General features: G+C 70.0%; 14 protein-coding genes. 5 read left to right on the forward strand and 9 right to left on the reverse strand.

The genetic code is table 11. The features are described 5' to 3' along the window. The first annotated feature begins 132 nt into the window (after positions 1-132). The 4 genes from QM841_RS10540 to QM841_RS10555 are packed head-to-tail and all read left to right on the forward strand — an operon-like array spanning position 133 to position 4309. Positions 133-900 (forward strand): DeoR/GlpR family DNA-binding transcription regulator, encoded by a 768-nt coding sequence (locus QM841_RS10540; RefSeq protein ID WP_105414635.1) that lies wholly within the window; start codon positions 133-135, stop codon positions 898-900. Further along, positions 897-1877 carry a 1-phosphofructokinase gene (gene pfkB / locus QM841_RS10545; RefSeq protein WP_011598574.1) on the forward strand — a complete coding sequence of 327 codons (981 nt, stop codon included), beginning with the start codon at positions 897-899 and terminating at the stop codon, positions 1875-1877. The genes QM841_RS10540 and pfkB overlap by 4 nt, the downstream gene beginning before the upstream one ends. A gap of 16 nt (positions 1878-1893) precedes the next feature. Beyond that, a complete protein-coding gene (locus QM841_RS10550; protein WP_283331931.1) occupies positions 1894-4002 on the forward strand; it encodes a PTS fructose transporter subunit IIABC in 2109 nt (702 codons plus the stop codon). A 49-nt stretch (positions 4003-4051) separates the two neighbouring features. Further along, positions 4052-4309: an HPr family phosphocarrier protein gene (locus tag QM841_RS10555; RefSeq protein WP_005261132.1), complete on the forward strand. Its 258-nt coding sequence runs from the start codon at positions 4052-4054 to the stop codon at positions 4307-4309. A gap of 14 nt (positions 4310-4323) precedes the next feature. On the opposite strand, the gene QM841_RS10560 is transcribed toward QM841_RS10555, so the two are convergent. From QM841_RS10560 to QM841_RS10590, 7 genes are all read right to left on the reverse strand, one after another. Beyond that, complete coding sequence (locus tag QM841_RS10560) at positions 4324-5646, reverse strand: alpha/beta hydrolase (RefSeq protein WP_283331932.1); 1323 nt, start codon at positions 5644-5646, stop codon at positions 4324-4326. Positions 5647-5714: 68 nt separating this feature from the next. Beyond that, positions 5715-6845: a hypothetical protein gene (locus QM841_RS10565; RefSeq protein ID WP_283331933.1), complete on the reverse strand. Its 1131-nt coding sequence runs from the start codon at positions 6843-6845 to the stop codon at positions 5715-5717. After that, the gene (gene hflX / locus QM841_RS10570) at positions 6838-8292 is read right to left on the reverse strand and encodes a GTPase HflX (RefSeq protein ID WP_011598570.1); all 1455 of its coding nucleotides are present in this window, start codon (positions 8290-8292) and stop codon (positions 6838-6840) included. The genes QM841_RS10565 and hflX overlap by 8 nt, the downstream gene beginning before the upstream one ends. A gap of 58 nt (positions 8293-8350) precedes the next feature. Further along, the gene (gene dapF, locus QM841_RS10575; protein ID WP_280783282.1) at positions 8351-9220 is read right to left on the reverse strand and encodes a diaminopimelate epimerase; all 870 of its coding nucleotides are present in this window, start codon (positions 9218-9220) and stop codon (positions 8351-8353) included. Between the two features lie 84 nt (positions 9221-9304). Further along, on the reverse strand, positions 9305-10156 hold the full coding sequence (locus QM841_RS10580; protein WP_283331934.1) for a TrmH family RNA methyltransferase: 852 nt from the start codon (positions 10154-10156) through the stop codon (positions 9305-9307). Then, the gene (miaA, locus tag QM841_RS10585) at positions 10153-11082 is read right to left on the reverse strand and encodes a tRNA (adenosine(37)-N6)-dimethylallyltransferase MiaA (protein WP_283331935.1); all 930 of its coding nucleotides are present in this window, start codon (positions 11080-11082) and stop codon (positions 10153-10155) included. Before miaA ends, QM841_RS10580 begins: the two co-directional genes overlap by 4 nt. Continuing rightward, positions 11079-11795: a class III extradiol dioxygenase subunit B-like domain-containing protein gene (locus tag QM841_RS10590; RefSeq protein ID WP_283331936.1), complete on the reverse strand. Its 717-nt coding sequence runs from the start codon at positions 11793-11795 to the stop codon at positions 11079-11081. Before QM841_RS10590 ends, miaA begins: the two co-directional genes overlap by 4 nt. Positions 11796-11998: 203 nt before the next feature. Here QM841_RS10590 and QM841_RS10595 point away from each other — a divergent pair, with 203 nt between their 5' ends. Continuing rightward, complete coding sequence (locus QM841_RS10595) at positions 11999-13384, forward strand: DUF349 domain-containing protein (protein WP_280783278.1); 1386 nt, start codon at positions 11999-12001, stop codon at positions 13382-13384. A 6-nt stretch (positions 13385-13390) separates the two neighbouring features. Here QM841_RS10595 and QM841_RS10600 read toward each other — a convergent pair whose 3' ends face one another. Together QM841_RS10600 and miaB are read right to left on the reverse strand one after the other, a co-directional pair. Then, complete coding sequence (locus QM841_RS10600; protein ID WP_283331937.1) at positions 13391-14011, reverse strand: Rv2732c family membrane protein; 621 nt, start codon at positions 14009-14011, stop codon at positions 13391-13393. Further along, positions 14008-15525 (reverse strand): tRNA (N6-isopentenyl adenosine(37)-C2)-methylthiotransferase MiaB, encoded by a 1518-nt coding sequence (gene miaB / locus QM841_RS10605; RefSeq protein ID WP_283331938.1) that lies wholly within the window; start codon positions 15523-15525, stop codon positions 14008-14010. The genes QM841_RS10600 and miaB overlap by 4 nt, the downstream gene beginning before the upstream one ends. Between the last annotated feature and the right edge of the window lie 183 nt (positions 15526-15708).

Below are 15708 nucleotides of genomic sequence, written 5' to 3' on the forward strand. Positions count from 1 at the left end.
AGATTACTCTCAACTCTTGACATGTCAACACACTCGGGCGTAAAACAACATGACACAACATTTCGTGTGATGCAGACCATAACGAATCGCGTCACCGAACACTTCATCGACGAGAACAGGAACGGGGTCACGGTGTATCCGGAAGAACGCCAGCAAGCGGTCACCACGCTGATCTCGCAGCGGGGACGCATGTCGGTCGCGGACCTCTCCGACACGTTCGGCGTCACCACCGAGACCGTGCGACGTGACCTCGCGCTACTCGAGCGTCTCGGCCACGTCCGCCGCGTGCACGGCGGCGCGGTGCCCGCGGGGTCCCTCACCGTCACCGAGCCCGGCATGACGGAGCGCGATCACACCCGCGCCGAGCAGAAGGACCGGATCGCCAAGCGCGCCGCCACCTACCTGCCGCCGTCCGGTGGCAGCGTGCTGTTCGACGCGGGAACCACGACGGGGCGCATCATCCCGGAACTCCCGTCCGATCTGGACCTCACCGTGATCACCAACTCGGTGCCGATCGCCGCCCGGCTCGCGGGACTCAATTCGGTGACGCTCCACATGCTGGGCGGCCGGGTGCGCGGCATCACGCAGGCCGCCGTCGGCGAGGAGGCGCTGCGCATCCTCGATGTCCTCCGCGTCGACGTCGCGTTCATCGGCACCAACGCGCTCAGCGTCGGCCACGGCCTGTCCACACCGGACACCGAGGAGGCCGCGGTCAAGCGCGCGATGGTCCGGTGCGCCAACCACGTCGTCGTGGTCGCCGACTCGTCGAAGGTCGGCCGCGAGCACCTCGTGAGCTTCGCCCCCATCCACAGCGTCGACATCCTCGTCACCGACGCCGACATCAGTTCCGCAGACCGAGCCCACTTCCACGACCAGGGAATCGAGGTGGTGATCGCATGATCGTCACGCTGACCGCCAATCCGAGCATCGACCGCACCGTCAACCTGGTGGGGCGCCTCGAACGAGGAACCGTCCTGCGCGCGGCCGCCACCCACAGCGACCCCGGCGGCAAAGGCGTCAACGTCGCCCGCGCACTCACCTCGGCCGGCGTCGCCGCTGTCGCCGTACTCCCCGGCAACGAGGGCGATCCCCTGCTCACCGCCCTGTCCGAGCACGGGATCGAGCACGTGACCGTGGCGACGTCCGGTCCGGCGCGCACCAACATCACCATCACCGAACCGGACGGCACCACCACCAAGGTCAACGAACCCGGCGTCGCGATGTCGGCCGAGTCCCTCGCCGATCTGCAGTCGGAGATCATCGAGCGCGGGTCCCGGGCCGAATGGGTGGTGCTGTCCGGGTCGCTTCCCCCGGGCATTCCCACCGACTGGTACGCCACGCTCGTCGAGGCTTTGCGCTCGGCGCCGTGCAGGGTCGCCGTCGACACGTCGGACGCCCCGCTGCTCGCGCTCGCGGACCGGTTCCCCGCGGCCGCTCCCGACCTCGTGAAACCGAACAGCGAGGAACTCGCGCAGCTCACGGGCGCCGACGGGCAGCTGCTCGAGGAGTCCGCGCTGCGCGGGGACCCGACGGCCACCGCCCATGCCGGCAGGCAACTCGTGGACCGCGGGGTCGAAGCCGTCCTCGCCACGCTCGGCGCCGCGGGTGCGGTTCTCGTGACCGAGGCCGGCGCCTGGTGGGCCACGCCACCACCGATCGTCGCCCGCAGCACCGTCGGCGCCGGCGACTCGTCGCTGGCGGGTTACCTGGCAGCGCACATGTCCGGTGCAACGCCCGCGGACTGCCTCCGATCCGCCGTTGCCTACGGCAGCGCAGCGGCAGCCCTCCCCGGCACCACCCTGCCGACCCCCGAACACGTCGACATCGACGCCGTCACCGTCACCGCCCTCAGCTCCCCCGCCCCCGATCCGGCCTGAACCAGAAGGAAACACCATGTCTCACTCGACACCCGACCGCGATTCGGGGCCGCAGATCATCAGCGAAGATCTGATCTCCCTGGACACCGACCTCGGAGCCTCCAAGGAGGACGTGATCTCCGCGCTCTCCCGGCGTCTGGCCGACGCCGGTCGCGCCACCGAAGCGGACGCTCTCCGCGACGCCGCACTGGCGCGTGAATCACAATCGGCGACAGGACTTCCCGGTGGGATCGCGATCCCCCACTGCCGTTCCGAAGCTGTTGTGGCGGCGTCCCTCGGATTCGCCCGGCTCGCCCCGAAGGTCGACTTCGGCGCCCCCGACGGACCCGCAGATCTGGTGTTCCTCATCGCCGCACCCGAAGGCGCGGGCGCGGAGCACATGAAGCTGCTCTCCTCGCTCGCGCGGGCACTGGTCCGCCCCGCCTTCGTCGGCGCCCTGCGTGATGCGAAGACCCCCGCCGAGATCGTCACCCTGGTGAACGACGTCCTGGCACCCGCACCCACCGCCACACCGACTGCCGCTGCGGCAGCCCCCGCGGCAGCCCCCGCGGCAGCCCCCGCGGCGGCTGCCGCGGCCCCGGCTCCGAAGCCCGAACCGGTCACCCCGGAGAAGGAACCCGAGCCCGAAGAGGGACCGAAGCACATCGTCGCGGTCACGGCCTGCCCCACCGGCATCGCCCACACGTACATGGCGGCCGACTCCCTCGTCGCCGCCGGCGAACGCGCGGGCGTCGTCGTCCACGTGGAGACGCAGGGTTCGAGTGGAAGCACACCGCTGGCACCGGGAGTGATCGCGGGCGCGTCCGCCGTCATCTTCGCCACCGATGTCGGGGTGAAGGGCAAGGAACGCTTCGCGGGCAAGCCGGTGGTGGCGTCGGGAGTCAAGCGCGCCATCAACGAGCCCGACACCATGATCACCGAGGCACTGCGCGCGGGCATGAACCCGTCCGCGGCCACCGTGGACGCGGGTAGTGCCGGCAGCGCGGCGGACGAGCCGGCCGGATCGATCGGCTGGGGCACCCACCTGCGTCAGGTGCTGCTCACCGGTGTCAGTTACATGATCCCCTTCGTCGCCGCCGGCGGTCTGCTGATCGCCCTCGGCTTCCTGCTCGGCGGGTACGAGATCTCCGGTCCCGCGGAGGACATCGTCCTCAGCAACTCCCTCGGCCAACTCCCCGACGGTGGCCTGGCGACGTACCTGGGCGCGGTGCTGTTCCAACTGGGTTCGCTGGCATTCAGCTTCCTCGTGCCCGCTCTGGCCGGTTACATCGCCTTCGCCATCGCCGACCGGCCCGGTCTGGCGCCGGGCTTCACCGCGGGTGCCGTCGCGGTCTTCGTCGGCGCCGGATTCATCGGTGGCCTCGTCGGTGGTCTGATCGCCGGTGTGGTCGCGCTGTGGATCAGCCGGATCCCGGTTCCCCAATGGTTGCGCGGCCTGATGCCGGTGGTGATCATTCCGCTGTTCGCGACTCTGATCGTCGGCGCCCTCATGTTCCTGGTCCTGGGCCGTCCGCTCGCCGCGATCACGTCGGGCCTGACGAACTGGCTCAACGGTCTGTCCGGCAGCTCCGTCATCTTCCTCGGCATCATCCTCGGCCTGATGATGTGCTTCGACCTCGGTGGCCCGGTGAACAAGGCGGCGTACGCGTTCGCGGTGGCCGGCCTCAACGTCAACGATCCCGCCTCGCTGCGGATCATGGCTGCCGTCATGGCTGCGGGCATGGTCCCGCCGCTGGCGATGGCTCTCGCGTCGACCGTCCTGCGTCCCAGCCTGTTCAGCGAGGCGGAACGCGAGAACGGCAAGGCGGCCTGGCTTCTCGGCTCGGCGTTCATCTCCGAAGGTGCCATTCCGTTCGCCGCCGCCGACCCGCTGCGCGTCATTCCCTCGATGATGGCCGGCGGCGCCGTCACCGGCGCCCTGATCATGGCGTTCGACGTCACCCTCAGCGCACCGCACGGCGGAATCTTCGTCTTCTTCGCCATCGGCAACCTGCTGTGGTTCCTGGTGGCGCTGGCCGCCGGTGTCGTCGTCGCCGCACTGTGCGTCGTCGGCGCCAAAGAATTCATCAAGCCCGGCGCGTCCGACGCCGAACTCGACCCCGACGTTGCGACCGTCGCAGCGTAAGAGAAACAGATCGCCCCGCATCAACCCCACCGACAGAGGAGAGAGTCCCATGCCCAGCACCACAGTCGCCGTCGGTTCGTCCATCGGCCTGCACGCCCGTCCCGCCGCCGTCATCGCCGAAGCGGTTGCCGCCGCCGGTGTGCCCGTCACGCTGGCCGTGGCGGACGGCGAACCCGTGGACGCCGGCTCCGCACTGCTCATCATGACGCTCGGCGCCACCAAGGGCACCGACGTCACGGTCACCAGCGACGACGCCGACGCCGTCGAGAAGGTGGCCCAGCTGGTGGCGGCCGACCTCGACGCCTGACCGGTATCCGGCCGTCAGCCGGTGACGCCCAGCTGACGGCCGGTCCAGTCCATCTCCCGTTCGAGCGCCGCACCCCAGGTGGCCCCTGTGTGGCCACCGGGGAGCTCGTAGTACCGCACGTGCAGACCGGCCGCCCGCGCGGCAGCGAACATCCGCTGCTGCTGCGGGCGGTATTCGTCGTCCGCCGCCCCGGCGACGAACACCCCGGTCAATTCCGGGAACTGCCGCGTCCTCAGCACGTCGACCGGATTGACCGCCGCGAACGCCCGCTCGTCGCCGGCGAACGTCGCCGCGACCGTCCCCGCGTGATCGCCCAGCGAGGGCTCGTCCTGACCGAGGAAGTCGAGAAACGTCGGGTAGATCGCCGGATAGTTCACGGCCAGCTGGATCGAACAGGTTCCCCCGTAGGAGAATCCGCCGATCGCCCACTGCGCAGGATCGTGCGACACCTGCAGAGACTTCTCGATCCAGGCGGGGACGTCACGAGCGACGTAGGTGGCGGCGTTCCCCAGCGCCGAATCCAGGCAGAGCGGATTCGCGTCCTGCGACCCCAGTGCGTCGACCACCACGACGACCGGTGCGAGGCCGTCGTGCCGCGCGGCGTACGCATCCACCGTGGACCCCAGTCGTCCGCTGCTGAACCAGTCCTGGGGGCGCCCCGGCTGTCCCGCGATCATGACCATGACGGGGAGCACGGCGCGGGGTGAGGTCAGGTACGCCGGCGGCAGATACAGCACGGCCGGCCGGGCCGGGAATCCGGATTCGGTGCCGGGGATCTCCACTTCCGTCACCACACCGGAGCCGGGTGTGCGCACCGGACGTGTCCACACCGAGTCCGCCGGGGTCCCGGACTGCACGGCGCTCTCGAACCCGGGGACGTCACCGAACGACACCGGCTCGACGACCGTCGGCGGGCGGTGTCCCACCAGCGAACCGACGGTCGGGAAGACGCCGACCTCCGCGTTGACCTGCCCCACCGCCGCGGCCGCGACCACGGCACCTGCCGCCCCGACCGCCGCGGCGCGGAGGACACCGGGTTTCCGGAGCAGGATGGTGGCTGCGAGTACGAGGGTGCCGACGGCGAGCCAGATCCATGCGTAACCCGCCGGCGGTATCTGATTGGGAAGCGGCCGGTACCTCGCCCACACCGCTCCCCCGATCACCGCGGTCACGGGCACCGCGACCGCGGCGGCGCGGAGGATCGGCGCCCTTGCGGAACGCGACGCCGCGAGCATCACGACGACGCCCACCACCACGGCAACGGTCGATGCGGCCTGGGCGCGACCGTGCTCGAGCGACAGGTGGGCGATACGCGACAACAACTCGTGGGCCTGCACCCCGCCAGTATTCACACCGCGTCGGTCATCGAAAGAATCAGGCTCGCAACATTTCTCGCAAAACAGACCTATCGGGCACGGCGGCGGATCAGGAAGCCGGCGACGACCACGAGCACGACCGCGCCGCCGGCGACGCCGATTCCCCACACCGTTCCCGGCGACTGCGCCGACGCCTCGTCGGCGGCTGTCTGCGCGCGGGCCTGCTCCTGCACCCTCGACACCGCCCCGGGCAACGCCTGAATCGGCGGAACGGGCCCCTCCCGCGCCTCGGAGGCGATCAGCAGGTCGCCGTTCTCGGTGAACGCGATCGACTCCCCCTGCGGCTGCTGCGGCACGTGTGCGCGCACCACGGGCCCCGCGGCGAACGCGGCGGCCAGGTCGCCGTCCGGGGCGGAGAACAGGAACACGTCGGAGTAGCTGCGGATGGCGGCCACGGTTCCGTCGGCGGACACGGCGCCGCCGGTGAACATCGTCGAATGCAGGGCCGGCGCCGTGGTGCCGCTCCCGGTGGTGGCGTCGTCGGCGCCGTTCGTCTCCGCGACGTCCAGCGTCCCCACCTTCTCGAGCGGGGTCGGGCCGGGGCTCGCGAGGTCGCCCACGACGGCGCCCCCGGCAGGCCGGTACACGTTGCCCGCCCCGAACACTTCCTTCGTGACGATCAGTGGGGTGCCGTCGCGCTGGACGAGAGCGGTCTCCGCGTCGTGCGGGCCGTCCGGATACGTCAGCCGATGCAGTTCTCCCGCACCGGTGTCGCGGTCCATCGCGATCAGTGCCACCGTGTCGCGGCGGCGTCCGTTGTCGCCGGTGTCGGCGAGCCACAGCCGGCCGTCGGGGCCGGACGCCATGTCCTCGACGTCGTACGGATCGACCGGCAGCGGAAGCCACCGCTGCACGGCGCAGTTCCCGTCCATCACCGCGACCGCACGGTCGGAACCGCTGTCACCGACCGCATAGAGCAGTCCCCCGGCCGACACGAGCCCCGACAACTCTTCCAGCGAGGCCTCGTCCGGGGTTCCGGCCGCCGAATCGTCGGGAGTGCAGAGCGGACCGAATTCCGATGCATCGACGGCCGTCTGATCGCGGAAGAACGGCTCGGCCGATCCGGTGCCCGCCGCCGCGAGCGGTGTGCACGCAGCGAGGACTGCAACCGCGACTCGGAGCGACCACCGTGAGCGCGACCACCGTGAACGGTCAGGCACTGCCGTTGTACTGAACCAGTGCCGACGCCAGCGCTTCGGGCACCCGCGCATGGACGCGCGTGCCGTCCTCTTCGTGGGACGAGTCGAGGATCTGTCCGTCCGAGTGGATCCGGGCCATCAGATCTCCCCGGTTGTACGGGAGGAGCACGCTGACCTCGATCTCCGGGCGGATCAGGACGTCGCTGAGATGCGCGCGCAACTCGGCGATGCCTTCCCCGGTCCGGGCGGAGACGAACGACGCACCCGGCAGCAGGCCGCGCAACTGGGTCAACGTGACCGGGTCGGCCGCGTCGATCTTGTTCACCACGATGAGCTCCGGCGGCGCTGCGGCGTCGTTCTCCCGGATCACCTCGGTGATCACCTCGTGGACGGCCCTGATCTGATCCGTGGGCAGCGGATCGGAACCGTCGACGACGTGCAGCAGCAGATCCGCGTCCGTGACTTCCTCCAGCGTCGAGCGGAACGCCTCGATCAGCTGCGTCGGCAGGTGCCGCACGAACCCGACGGTGTCGGTGAGGACGTACTCGCGGCCGTCGTCCAGCGCCGCCCGCCGGGTGGTGGGATCCAGGGTGGCGAACAGCGCGTTCTGCACCAGCACCCCGGACCCGGTCAGCGCGTTGAGCAGGCTCGACTTGCCTGCGTTGGTGTAGCCGACGATCGCGATGGACGGGGTCTCGCTGCGCAGACGCCTGGTGCGTTTGGTGTCGCGGGCGGCCTTCATGCCCTTGATCTCGCGGCGCAGCTTCGCCATCCGCTCCCGGATTCGCCGGCGGTCCGTCTCGATCTTGGTCTCACCGGGACCACGCAGACCCACGCCGCCGTTGCTGCCGGCGCGACCACCCGCCTGCCGGGACATCGATTCACCCCAGCCACGCAGTCGGGGCAGCATGTATTCCATCTGGGCCAGCGCCACCTGCGCTTTGCCCTCCCTGGACGTCGCATGCTGAGCGAAGATGTCGAGGATGAGGGCCGTCCGGTCGATGACCTTGACCTTGACGACCTTCTCCAGCGCGGTCAACTGCGCGGGAGTGAGTTCACCGTCGCAGATGACGGTGTCGGCGCCGGTCGAGAGGACGACCTCACGGAGTTCCTCGGCCTTACCGGAGCCGATGTAGGTGGCAGCGTCGGGTTTGTCCCGCCGCTGGACGAGGCCCTCGAGGACCTCGGACCCGGCGGTCTCGGCCAGCGCCGCGAGCTCGGCCATGCTGGATTCGGCCTGCGCCGCGGTTCCCTGCGTCCAGACACCGACGAGCACCACGCGTTCGAGGCGCAGCTGTCGGTATTCGACCTCGGTGACGTCTGTGAGCTCGGTGGAGAGCCCGGCAACTCGGCGCAGCGCGCTGCGGTCCTCGAGTTGCATCTCGCCGACCGAGGGGCGCCCGTCGTCGTAGGCGAACTCAGTGGAGTCGGAGATCGGCGATTCTTCTGTGCGATGTGTTTTCGTCATACACCCTCATGATCCCACGGAATGTCGAGGGTGTGCACGTGCATTTCGCGCAGGGCGATCAGGCGAGTCCGTTCCACCAGCCGTCGTCGAGGTTCCCGGACGCCACCAGGACGGACGGTCCACGCAACGTCGCCCGGCCGCCGGACACCGCGACAGTGACCTGACCACCGGGAATACGGACGTTCACCTCACCGGAGTCGGCCCCCTCGAAGCGCAGCGCGGCGGTGGCCGCTGCCACCGTGCCGGTGCCGCACGACCGGGTTTCGCCGACCCCGCGCTCGTGCACCCGCATGTCCACGGCACCGGAATCGATGCGGGTGAGGATCTCCACGTTGACGCCGTGCGGGAAGAAGCCGGGATCGAACCCGGGTGCAGCCGTCAGGTCGAGGGCCGACAGGGACGCCGCCGTGAGGTGCGCGTCGACACACGCCAGGTGCGGGTTGCCGACGTCGATGCCGATCCCGTTGAACACCTTGCCGTCGATGGTCGCGGCACTGGTTCCCAGATCGCGCACCACACCCATGTCGACGGTGACCTCACCGAAGGCGCCGTCGGCCGAGTGCACGATCACCGGTTTGCCGCCGGCCCGGCTGCCCACCACGAACTCGTCGCGGGACTCGAGCCCCGCCGCCCGGAGGTAGTGGGCGAAGACGCGGACGCCGTTGCCACACATCTCCGCGATCGACCCGTCGGCGTTGCGGTAGTCCATGAACCAGTCGTCCTCCGACGTGCCGTCGGGGAGTTCGGCGAGCACACCGGCGCCGGCCAGCGCACCGGCCTTCGCGACGCGCAGGATTCCGTCGGCGCCGAGCCCGCGCCTGCGATCGCACAACGCCGCCACCCGCGGGGCCGACAGGTCGATGCGGACATCGGGATCCGGGAGGACCACGAAGTCGTTCTCGGTGCCGTGTCCCTTGCTGAAATCCATGCGCACCACTCTAACCAACGGTCGAGCAGGTGCTGTTCATCTGTGCGACCGCGGTGCGGTTCATTTACGCGACCGCGGTGCGGTTCATTTGCGCTGCCGGGCGATTTCGTAGAGGGCGACGGCGCCGGCGGAGGGGGCGCCGAGGGAACTCGCGGCGCCTCCGATCGGGATGCTGACCACCGTGTCGCAGGCGTCGCGCCACGCGGCGCTCATCCCGCGGGTCTCGTTGCCGATCACGAGCACGGTGCCGCCGCCGAAGTCGTGGGCGTCGATGGTGACGGAGCCGGTCTCGTCGGTGCCGACGATGTGCAGGTCGGTTCCGGACGCACGCCGGGCGTCGCGGAAGGCGAGGATCTCGTCGACGGACGAGACCGTGACGACGGGCATCGCAAAGAGGGATCCGGTGGAGGCGCGGACACTCCGGGGGTCGAATGGATCTGCGCCGTGGCCGACGACGACGACCGCGTCGGCGCCGAACGCGTTGGCGGAACGGACGAGGGTGCCCAGATTTCCGGGTGAGGCGGGCCGGTCGAACACGACGATCAGGGGGACGGACTGCAGTCGCAGGTCCTTCAGTCGCGGGGTTCGCGTCTTCGCAATGGCGATCAGTTCCGGCGCGGTGGTGGTGGTCTTCTCGCCCAGTTCGGTCATCAGTTCGGCACTGACACCGATCTGTTCGACGGACCGGGTCTCGAGCAGTTCCCGCGCCCAGTCGGACAGTGGCGGGCCGTCGATGCGGTGCAGCAGCGATTCGATCGGCCAGTCGTGTTCCAGCGCCAGGTTGAGGGGGCGGACGCCCTGGATCAGGAAGCGTCCCGCCTTCGTTCGTTTGGCGCGGTTGGTGAGGTAGGACTGCCACTGCTGGAAGCGGGCGTTGCGGGTGGTCACCAGCAGGGACGGGGCCGGACGGTTGCGTCCGGACGGTGCGCGGCTCATCGTTCTCCCAGTGTTCGGGTCTCGCCGAGGGTGCGGATCGTGGTGTCCGCGAGGTCGGGGTCGCTTCCGTCGACCCAGTGGATGCGGGTGTCGCGGCGGAACCACGACCGTTGCCTGCGCACGTAGCGCCGAGTGCCGATGAACGTGCGTTCCTGTGCCTCGTCGAGGTCGTATTCGCCGTCGAGCCACGCGAGGACCTGCGCGTAGCCGATGGCCCGGGGGGCGGTGACGCCCTCGCGCAGTCCCAGGTCTATGAGCCCGCGGACCTCGTCGACGAGCCCGCGTTCGAACATGAGCCGGGTGCGGAGCCGGATCCGGTCGTCGAGTTCGGCGGTGTCCCGCTCGACACCGACGATGTGTGTGCCCCAGCGCGGTTCGCCGATGCGAGGGGCCGACGCGGCGAACGGTTTCCCGGTGATCTCGACGACTTCGAGGGCACGGACCAGGCGTCTGCCGTCGGTGGGGAGGATCGACGCCGCGGCCTCGGGGTCCACCCGGCCGAGTTCGGCGTGGACGGCCGCGACGCCCTTCTCGGCGAGGACGGCTTCCCACCGCGCCCGCACCGACGCATCGGTGGCGGGGAAGGTCCACTCGTCGAGCAGCGACTGCACGTACATCATCGATCCGCCGACGATGACCGGCACGGCGCCGCGCGCGGCGATCGCCTCCACATCACGGACCGCCGCCTGCTGATAGTTCGCGACGGTGGCCGTCTCCGTCACGTCGAGCACGTCGAGTTGGTGGTGCGGGATTCCGCGGCGCTCGGCCGGGGCGAGTTTCGCGGTGCCGATGTCCATGCCCCGGTACAGCTGCATCGCGTCGATGTTGACGATTTCGCCGCCGAGACGTTCGGCCAGGTCCAGTGCGAGATCCGACTTTCCGGTGGCGGTCGGTCCGACGACGGCGATCGGCACGGGTGACGTCACGGACGCCACTCCCCCACGTGGTAGCCGACTCCGTAGGGTGCCGCGCTGTACAGCGTCCGGCAGGATGCGGGCGGCGCGTCGAACACGCCGGCGAGCACCTGCCACGGGACGCGCCCGCCGATGCCGAGGGAATCGCACTCCGCGGGTTCGAGGGCCAGCAGCGCGTCGCGGTCGCCGGTGTCGAGCGCCGCGTCGATCCTGGCCTGCACGCCTTCCGCGCGCGGGTCGAACGCGCCCGGCGCCTTCGCCGTGAGGGTGTTCGCCCCGTCCGCGACGATCACCAGCCCCCGCGGCTCCGGGTCCCGGTCGAGAAGCGTGCGCAGTTCCGCGCCGTACGCGGCGCACTGTTCCGGGGACAGGTCGGCTGAGAGGATCCGCGCGTCGACGACGGCGTCCGGCGCGCACGTCCCCCGAATCCACCCAGCCGTCAGCGCCGCGAGCGGCAGGTCGGGGTCGGGATCGTCTGCCGGACCGGGCCGCAGCGCGACCCGCACGTCGACGCCGTAGCCGCGATAGGTGCCCTGGGCGTCGGCCCGCACCTCCACCGCGGCCGGTGCCGCTCCGACCGCCACCCACTCGGTGGCGAGCGCGGACAACGCCTTCGCCGCCGTCTGGACCGCGTCCCGCAACGGCGCCGTCTCCGCAGCGGCCGCCCCGGTCAGTTCGGGTACCAGTAGCGGTGGGGACGGCACAAGGATTGCGGCGGTGAACACACAGTCACGCTAGTCGACCGTCCGAGGGGACCCGACATCCGATTCGGGTGCTGCCGTCAATCGGTACCAACGCGGACCGTCCGACCTGATTCAATAGTCCACAGGGCCCGTACCGGGTTGAATGGAGCCAGCACCCGCCCCGGGTCGTATGGAGCCAGTATTGCGTTCAGGCAGCCGTGACGCGCGGCAGAGATGAGGAACCGATGACCGACAGCAGCGACGCGAAGCCCGCCGTGGAGCCTGCCGCTCAGCAGCACGACACACCGAAGTCCAGCGTCCCGAAGCCCGGTGCCGCCGCGAAACCGGGCGCGCCCAAGCCCCACCCCACACCGACACACGCCCTCTCCGCCCCCGCCGTCGCCGCCCCCGCCCACAGTGACCCGAGCAAGTTCGGCCGCGTGGACGACGACGGCACCGCCTGGGTGAAGACCGCGGACGGCGAACGGCAGATCGGGTCGTGGCAGGCCGGAGACGCGGCGGAGGGTCTGGCGCACTTCGGTCGGCGCTTCGACGATCTGGCAACGGAAGTGGCACTCCTCGAGGCCCGGCTCAGTTCCGGTGCGGGCGACGCGAAGAAGACCAAGGCGGCCGCGCTCGCGCTCGCCGAATCCCTGCCGACCGCCGCGGTGATCGGTGACATCGATTCACTCGCGGCGCGGCTCGACGTCATCATCGCCGGATCCGACGAGGCTGCGGCCCACGCCAAGCACGAGAAGGAACTGTCGCGGCAGGCTCACACCGAACGCAAGGAAGCACTGGCCGCCGAGGCGGAACAGATCGGTGCCGAATCCACGCAGTGGAAGGCCGCCGGCGACCGGTTGCGCGAGATCCTGGACGAGTGGAAGACGATCCGCGGGATCGACCGGAAGGTCGACGACGCCCTGTGGAAGCGGTACTCGAAGGCGCGGGAGGCGTTCAACCGTCGCCGCGGCGCCCATTTCGCCGAACTCGATCGCGAGCGCGCCGCCGCCAAGACCAAGAAGGAAGAGCTCGTCACACGGGCCGAGGCGCTGTCCGACTCCACTGACTGGGGCCCCACGGCCGGAGCTTTCCGTGACCTGCTCGCCGAGTGGAAGGCCGCCGGCCGCGCACCGCGGGAAGCCGACGACAACCTGTGGAAGCGCTTCAAGGGCGCTCAGGACGTGTTCTTCGCCGCCCGCAACGCCGCGTCCTCCGAACGCGACGCCGAGTTCGAGGAGAACGCGGTCGCCAAGGAAGAGTTGCTGAAGAACGCCGGCCACATCGATCCGGCCAAGGACATCGACGCGGCGAGGGCGGCGCTCCGCGACCTGCAGGAGAAGTGGGACGCCATCGGGAAGGTGCCCCGCGAGCGGATGCACGACCTCGAGGGCAAGCTGCGGGCCATCGAGAAGCGTGTCCGCGACGCCGCCGACGAGGAATGGCGCCGCACCGACCCGGAGGCCCTCGCCCGGGCCGCGCAGTTCCGGGAGCGGGTCACGCAGTTCGAGGAACAGGCCGCCAAGGCGACCGCGGCGGGCAAGACGAAGGACGCCGAGAGCGCCCTCGCGCAGGCCAAGCAGTGGCGCGAATGGGCCGAGGCGGCGGAGGGCGCCGTCAGCGGGCAGTAGGTCCGATCAGCCGACGTTCCACTCGCCGCGTCGCTCCGCTTCGGCGGCAGCGGCGCGGCGTTCCTCTTCCGCGGCCAGTTGCAGGGCGGTCCGGCTCCAGACCACCTTCAACCAGTGGAACGTGAGCACGATGACGGTGAGCCAGCCGATGATCAGGCCGATCCCCGGTCCGGCCGCCTCGACCCCGGGCGCCGGTGTCTGCCGCGACCAGATGGCGAGCATGCCGAACACGATGGACACGGCGGTCCCGGCGAGGGCCACCCACGCGAGGGCCCAGCGGCGGGTGACGAGCGCCAGCATCGACACGACGACCCCGAACACCACCTCGAACCACACGAACAGCCGCGACGGCAGGGCGATCGTCTCCGCGCGGGCGTCGTCCCCGTACACCAGTACCTCCCAGCCGTTGGCGATGCCGGAGTGCGGCAACGTCAGCGAGCCGAGGAGCACGACCACCGCGACCGCGACGACGAGCGCACGCGCGCCGGGATCGATCTCGCCGGCCACCTTCTTCTCGGCGGCGTCGAAATCCTTCAGGTAACTCTCGATCGGCTCGTTCTCGGCGCCCGAACCGTTGTCGCCGGTCCGGTTTCCGTCGTGCCGTTTGTCGTCGAACGGGGAGGTCATGCGTTGCATCCCATCTGGGCGGGTAGTGGTGCGGGCGCACCGATCTGCGGCAGTCCGAGTCCCACGCCGATCGGCGGGGTCTTCGGGGTCACGCCCTTCTCGAAGGAGTCGCCCGCGCGGGTGCGGCGGTGGGTCAGGACCGGGGTGTCGGCGACGAGGTGGTGCGGGGCGGCGGCACTGACGACGACGGTGACGACGTCGCCGGGCCGGACGGTCCCGTCGAGGTTGCCCTCGGGCCGGAAGTGGACGAGCCGGCCGTCGCGGGCGCGCCCGCTCATCCGGGCGGTCTCCGCATTCTTGCGACCCTCCCCGGCGGCGACGAGCAGTTCCACCTCGGCGCCGACGAGCTTCTGGTTCTCCTCGAGGGTGATCTGTTCCTGCAACGCGATGAGACGTTCGTACCGTTCCTGGACGACGACCTTGGGCAGCTGCTCGTCCATCTCCGCGGCCGGGGTGCCCGGCCGCTTGGAGTACTGGAACGTGTAGGCGCTGGTGAAGCGCGCCTGCCGGACGACGTCGAGTGTGTCCTGGAAGTCTTCCTCGGTCTCACCCGGGAAGCCCACGATGATGTCGGTGGTGATGGCCGCGTGCGGCATCGCGGTGCGCACCTTGTCGATGATTCCCAGGAACCGCGACTTCCGGTAGGAGCGGCGCATCGCCTTCAGCACGCGGTCCGAGCCGGACTGCAGCGGCATGTGCAGCTGGGGACACACGTTGGGGGTCTCGGCCATCGCCTCGATGACGTCGTCGGTGAACTCGGCCGGGTGCGGAGACGTGAAGCGCACTCGCTCGAGACCGTCGATCTCTCCGCATGCGCGCAGCAGCGCGGCGAACGCGCCGCGGTCGCGGGGCTGGTCCGGATCCGCGAACGACACGCCGTACGCGTTGACGTTCTGCCCGAGCAGGGTGACCTCGACGACGCCCTCGTTCACCAGAGCCTGCACCTCGGCCAGGATGTCGCCGGGGCGCCGGTCGACCTCCTTGCCGCGCAGCGCGGGCACGATGCAGAACGTGCAGGTGTTGTTGCATCCCACCGAGATGGACACCCAGCCGGCGTACGCCGACTCCCGCTTGGCGGGCAGCGTCGACGGGAATGCCTCCAGCGCGTCGAGGATCTCGACCTCGGCCCGCTGGTTGTGGCGGGCCCGGTCCAGCAACGCGGGGAGCGAACCGATGTTGTGGGTGCCGAACACGACGTCCACCCACGGCGCCTTCTTCACGACGACGTCGCGGTCCTTCTGCGCCAGGCACCCGCCGACCGCGATCTGCATGTCGGGGTTCTGTTCCTTCGCAGGCGCGAGGTGGCTCAGGTTGCCGTACAACTTGTTGTCGGCGTTCTCCCGCACCGCGCAGGTGTTGAAGACGACGAGGTCGGGTGCCTGCCCCGCGGCCGCCTTCGTGTAGCCGGCGTCCTCGAGGAGCCCCGACAACCGCTCGGAGTCGTGCACGTTCATTTGGCAGCCGTACGTGCGCACCTCGTAGCTGCGGTGAGGGGTCTGGTCGATCGTGTCCACGTATGCCAGGGTACGGCCCGCGCCAAATCGCCTCGTCGCGGCCGGTGTGCGCCCGGACACACGCCCGAAGCCGGACAGTAAAGTTTCCGTGACATCCCGAGGATTCTCGGAGCAAATGGCAGGTGCTCCCGCTCCCAACACATAGGGTCATCGACTATGACGCAAGCCGACGACGCGACGCCG

The organism is Rhodococcus sp. IEGM 1307 (assembly GCF_030056915.1).
GTDB classification, from domain to species: Bacteria; Actinomycetota; Actinomycetes; order Mycobacteriales; family Mycobacteriaceae; genus Rhodococcus_F; species Rhodococcus_F opacus_D.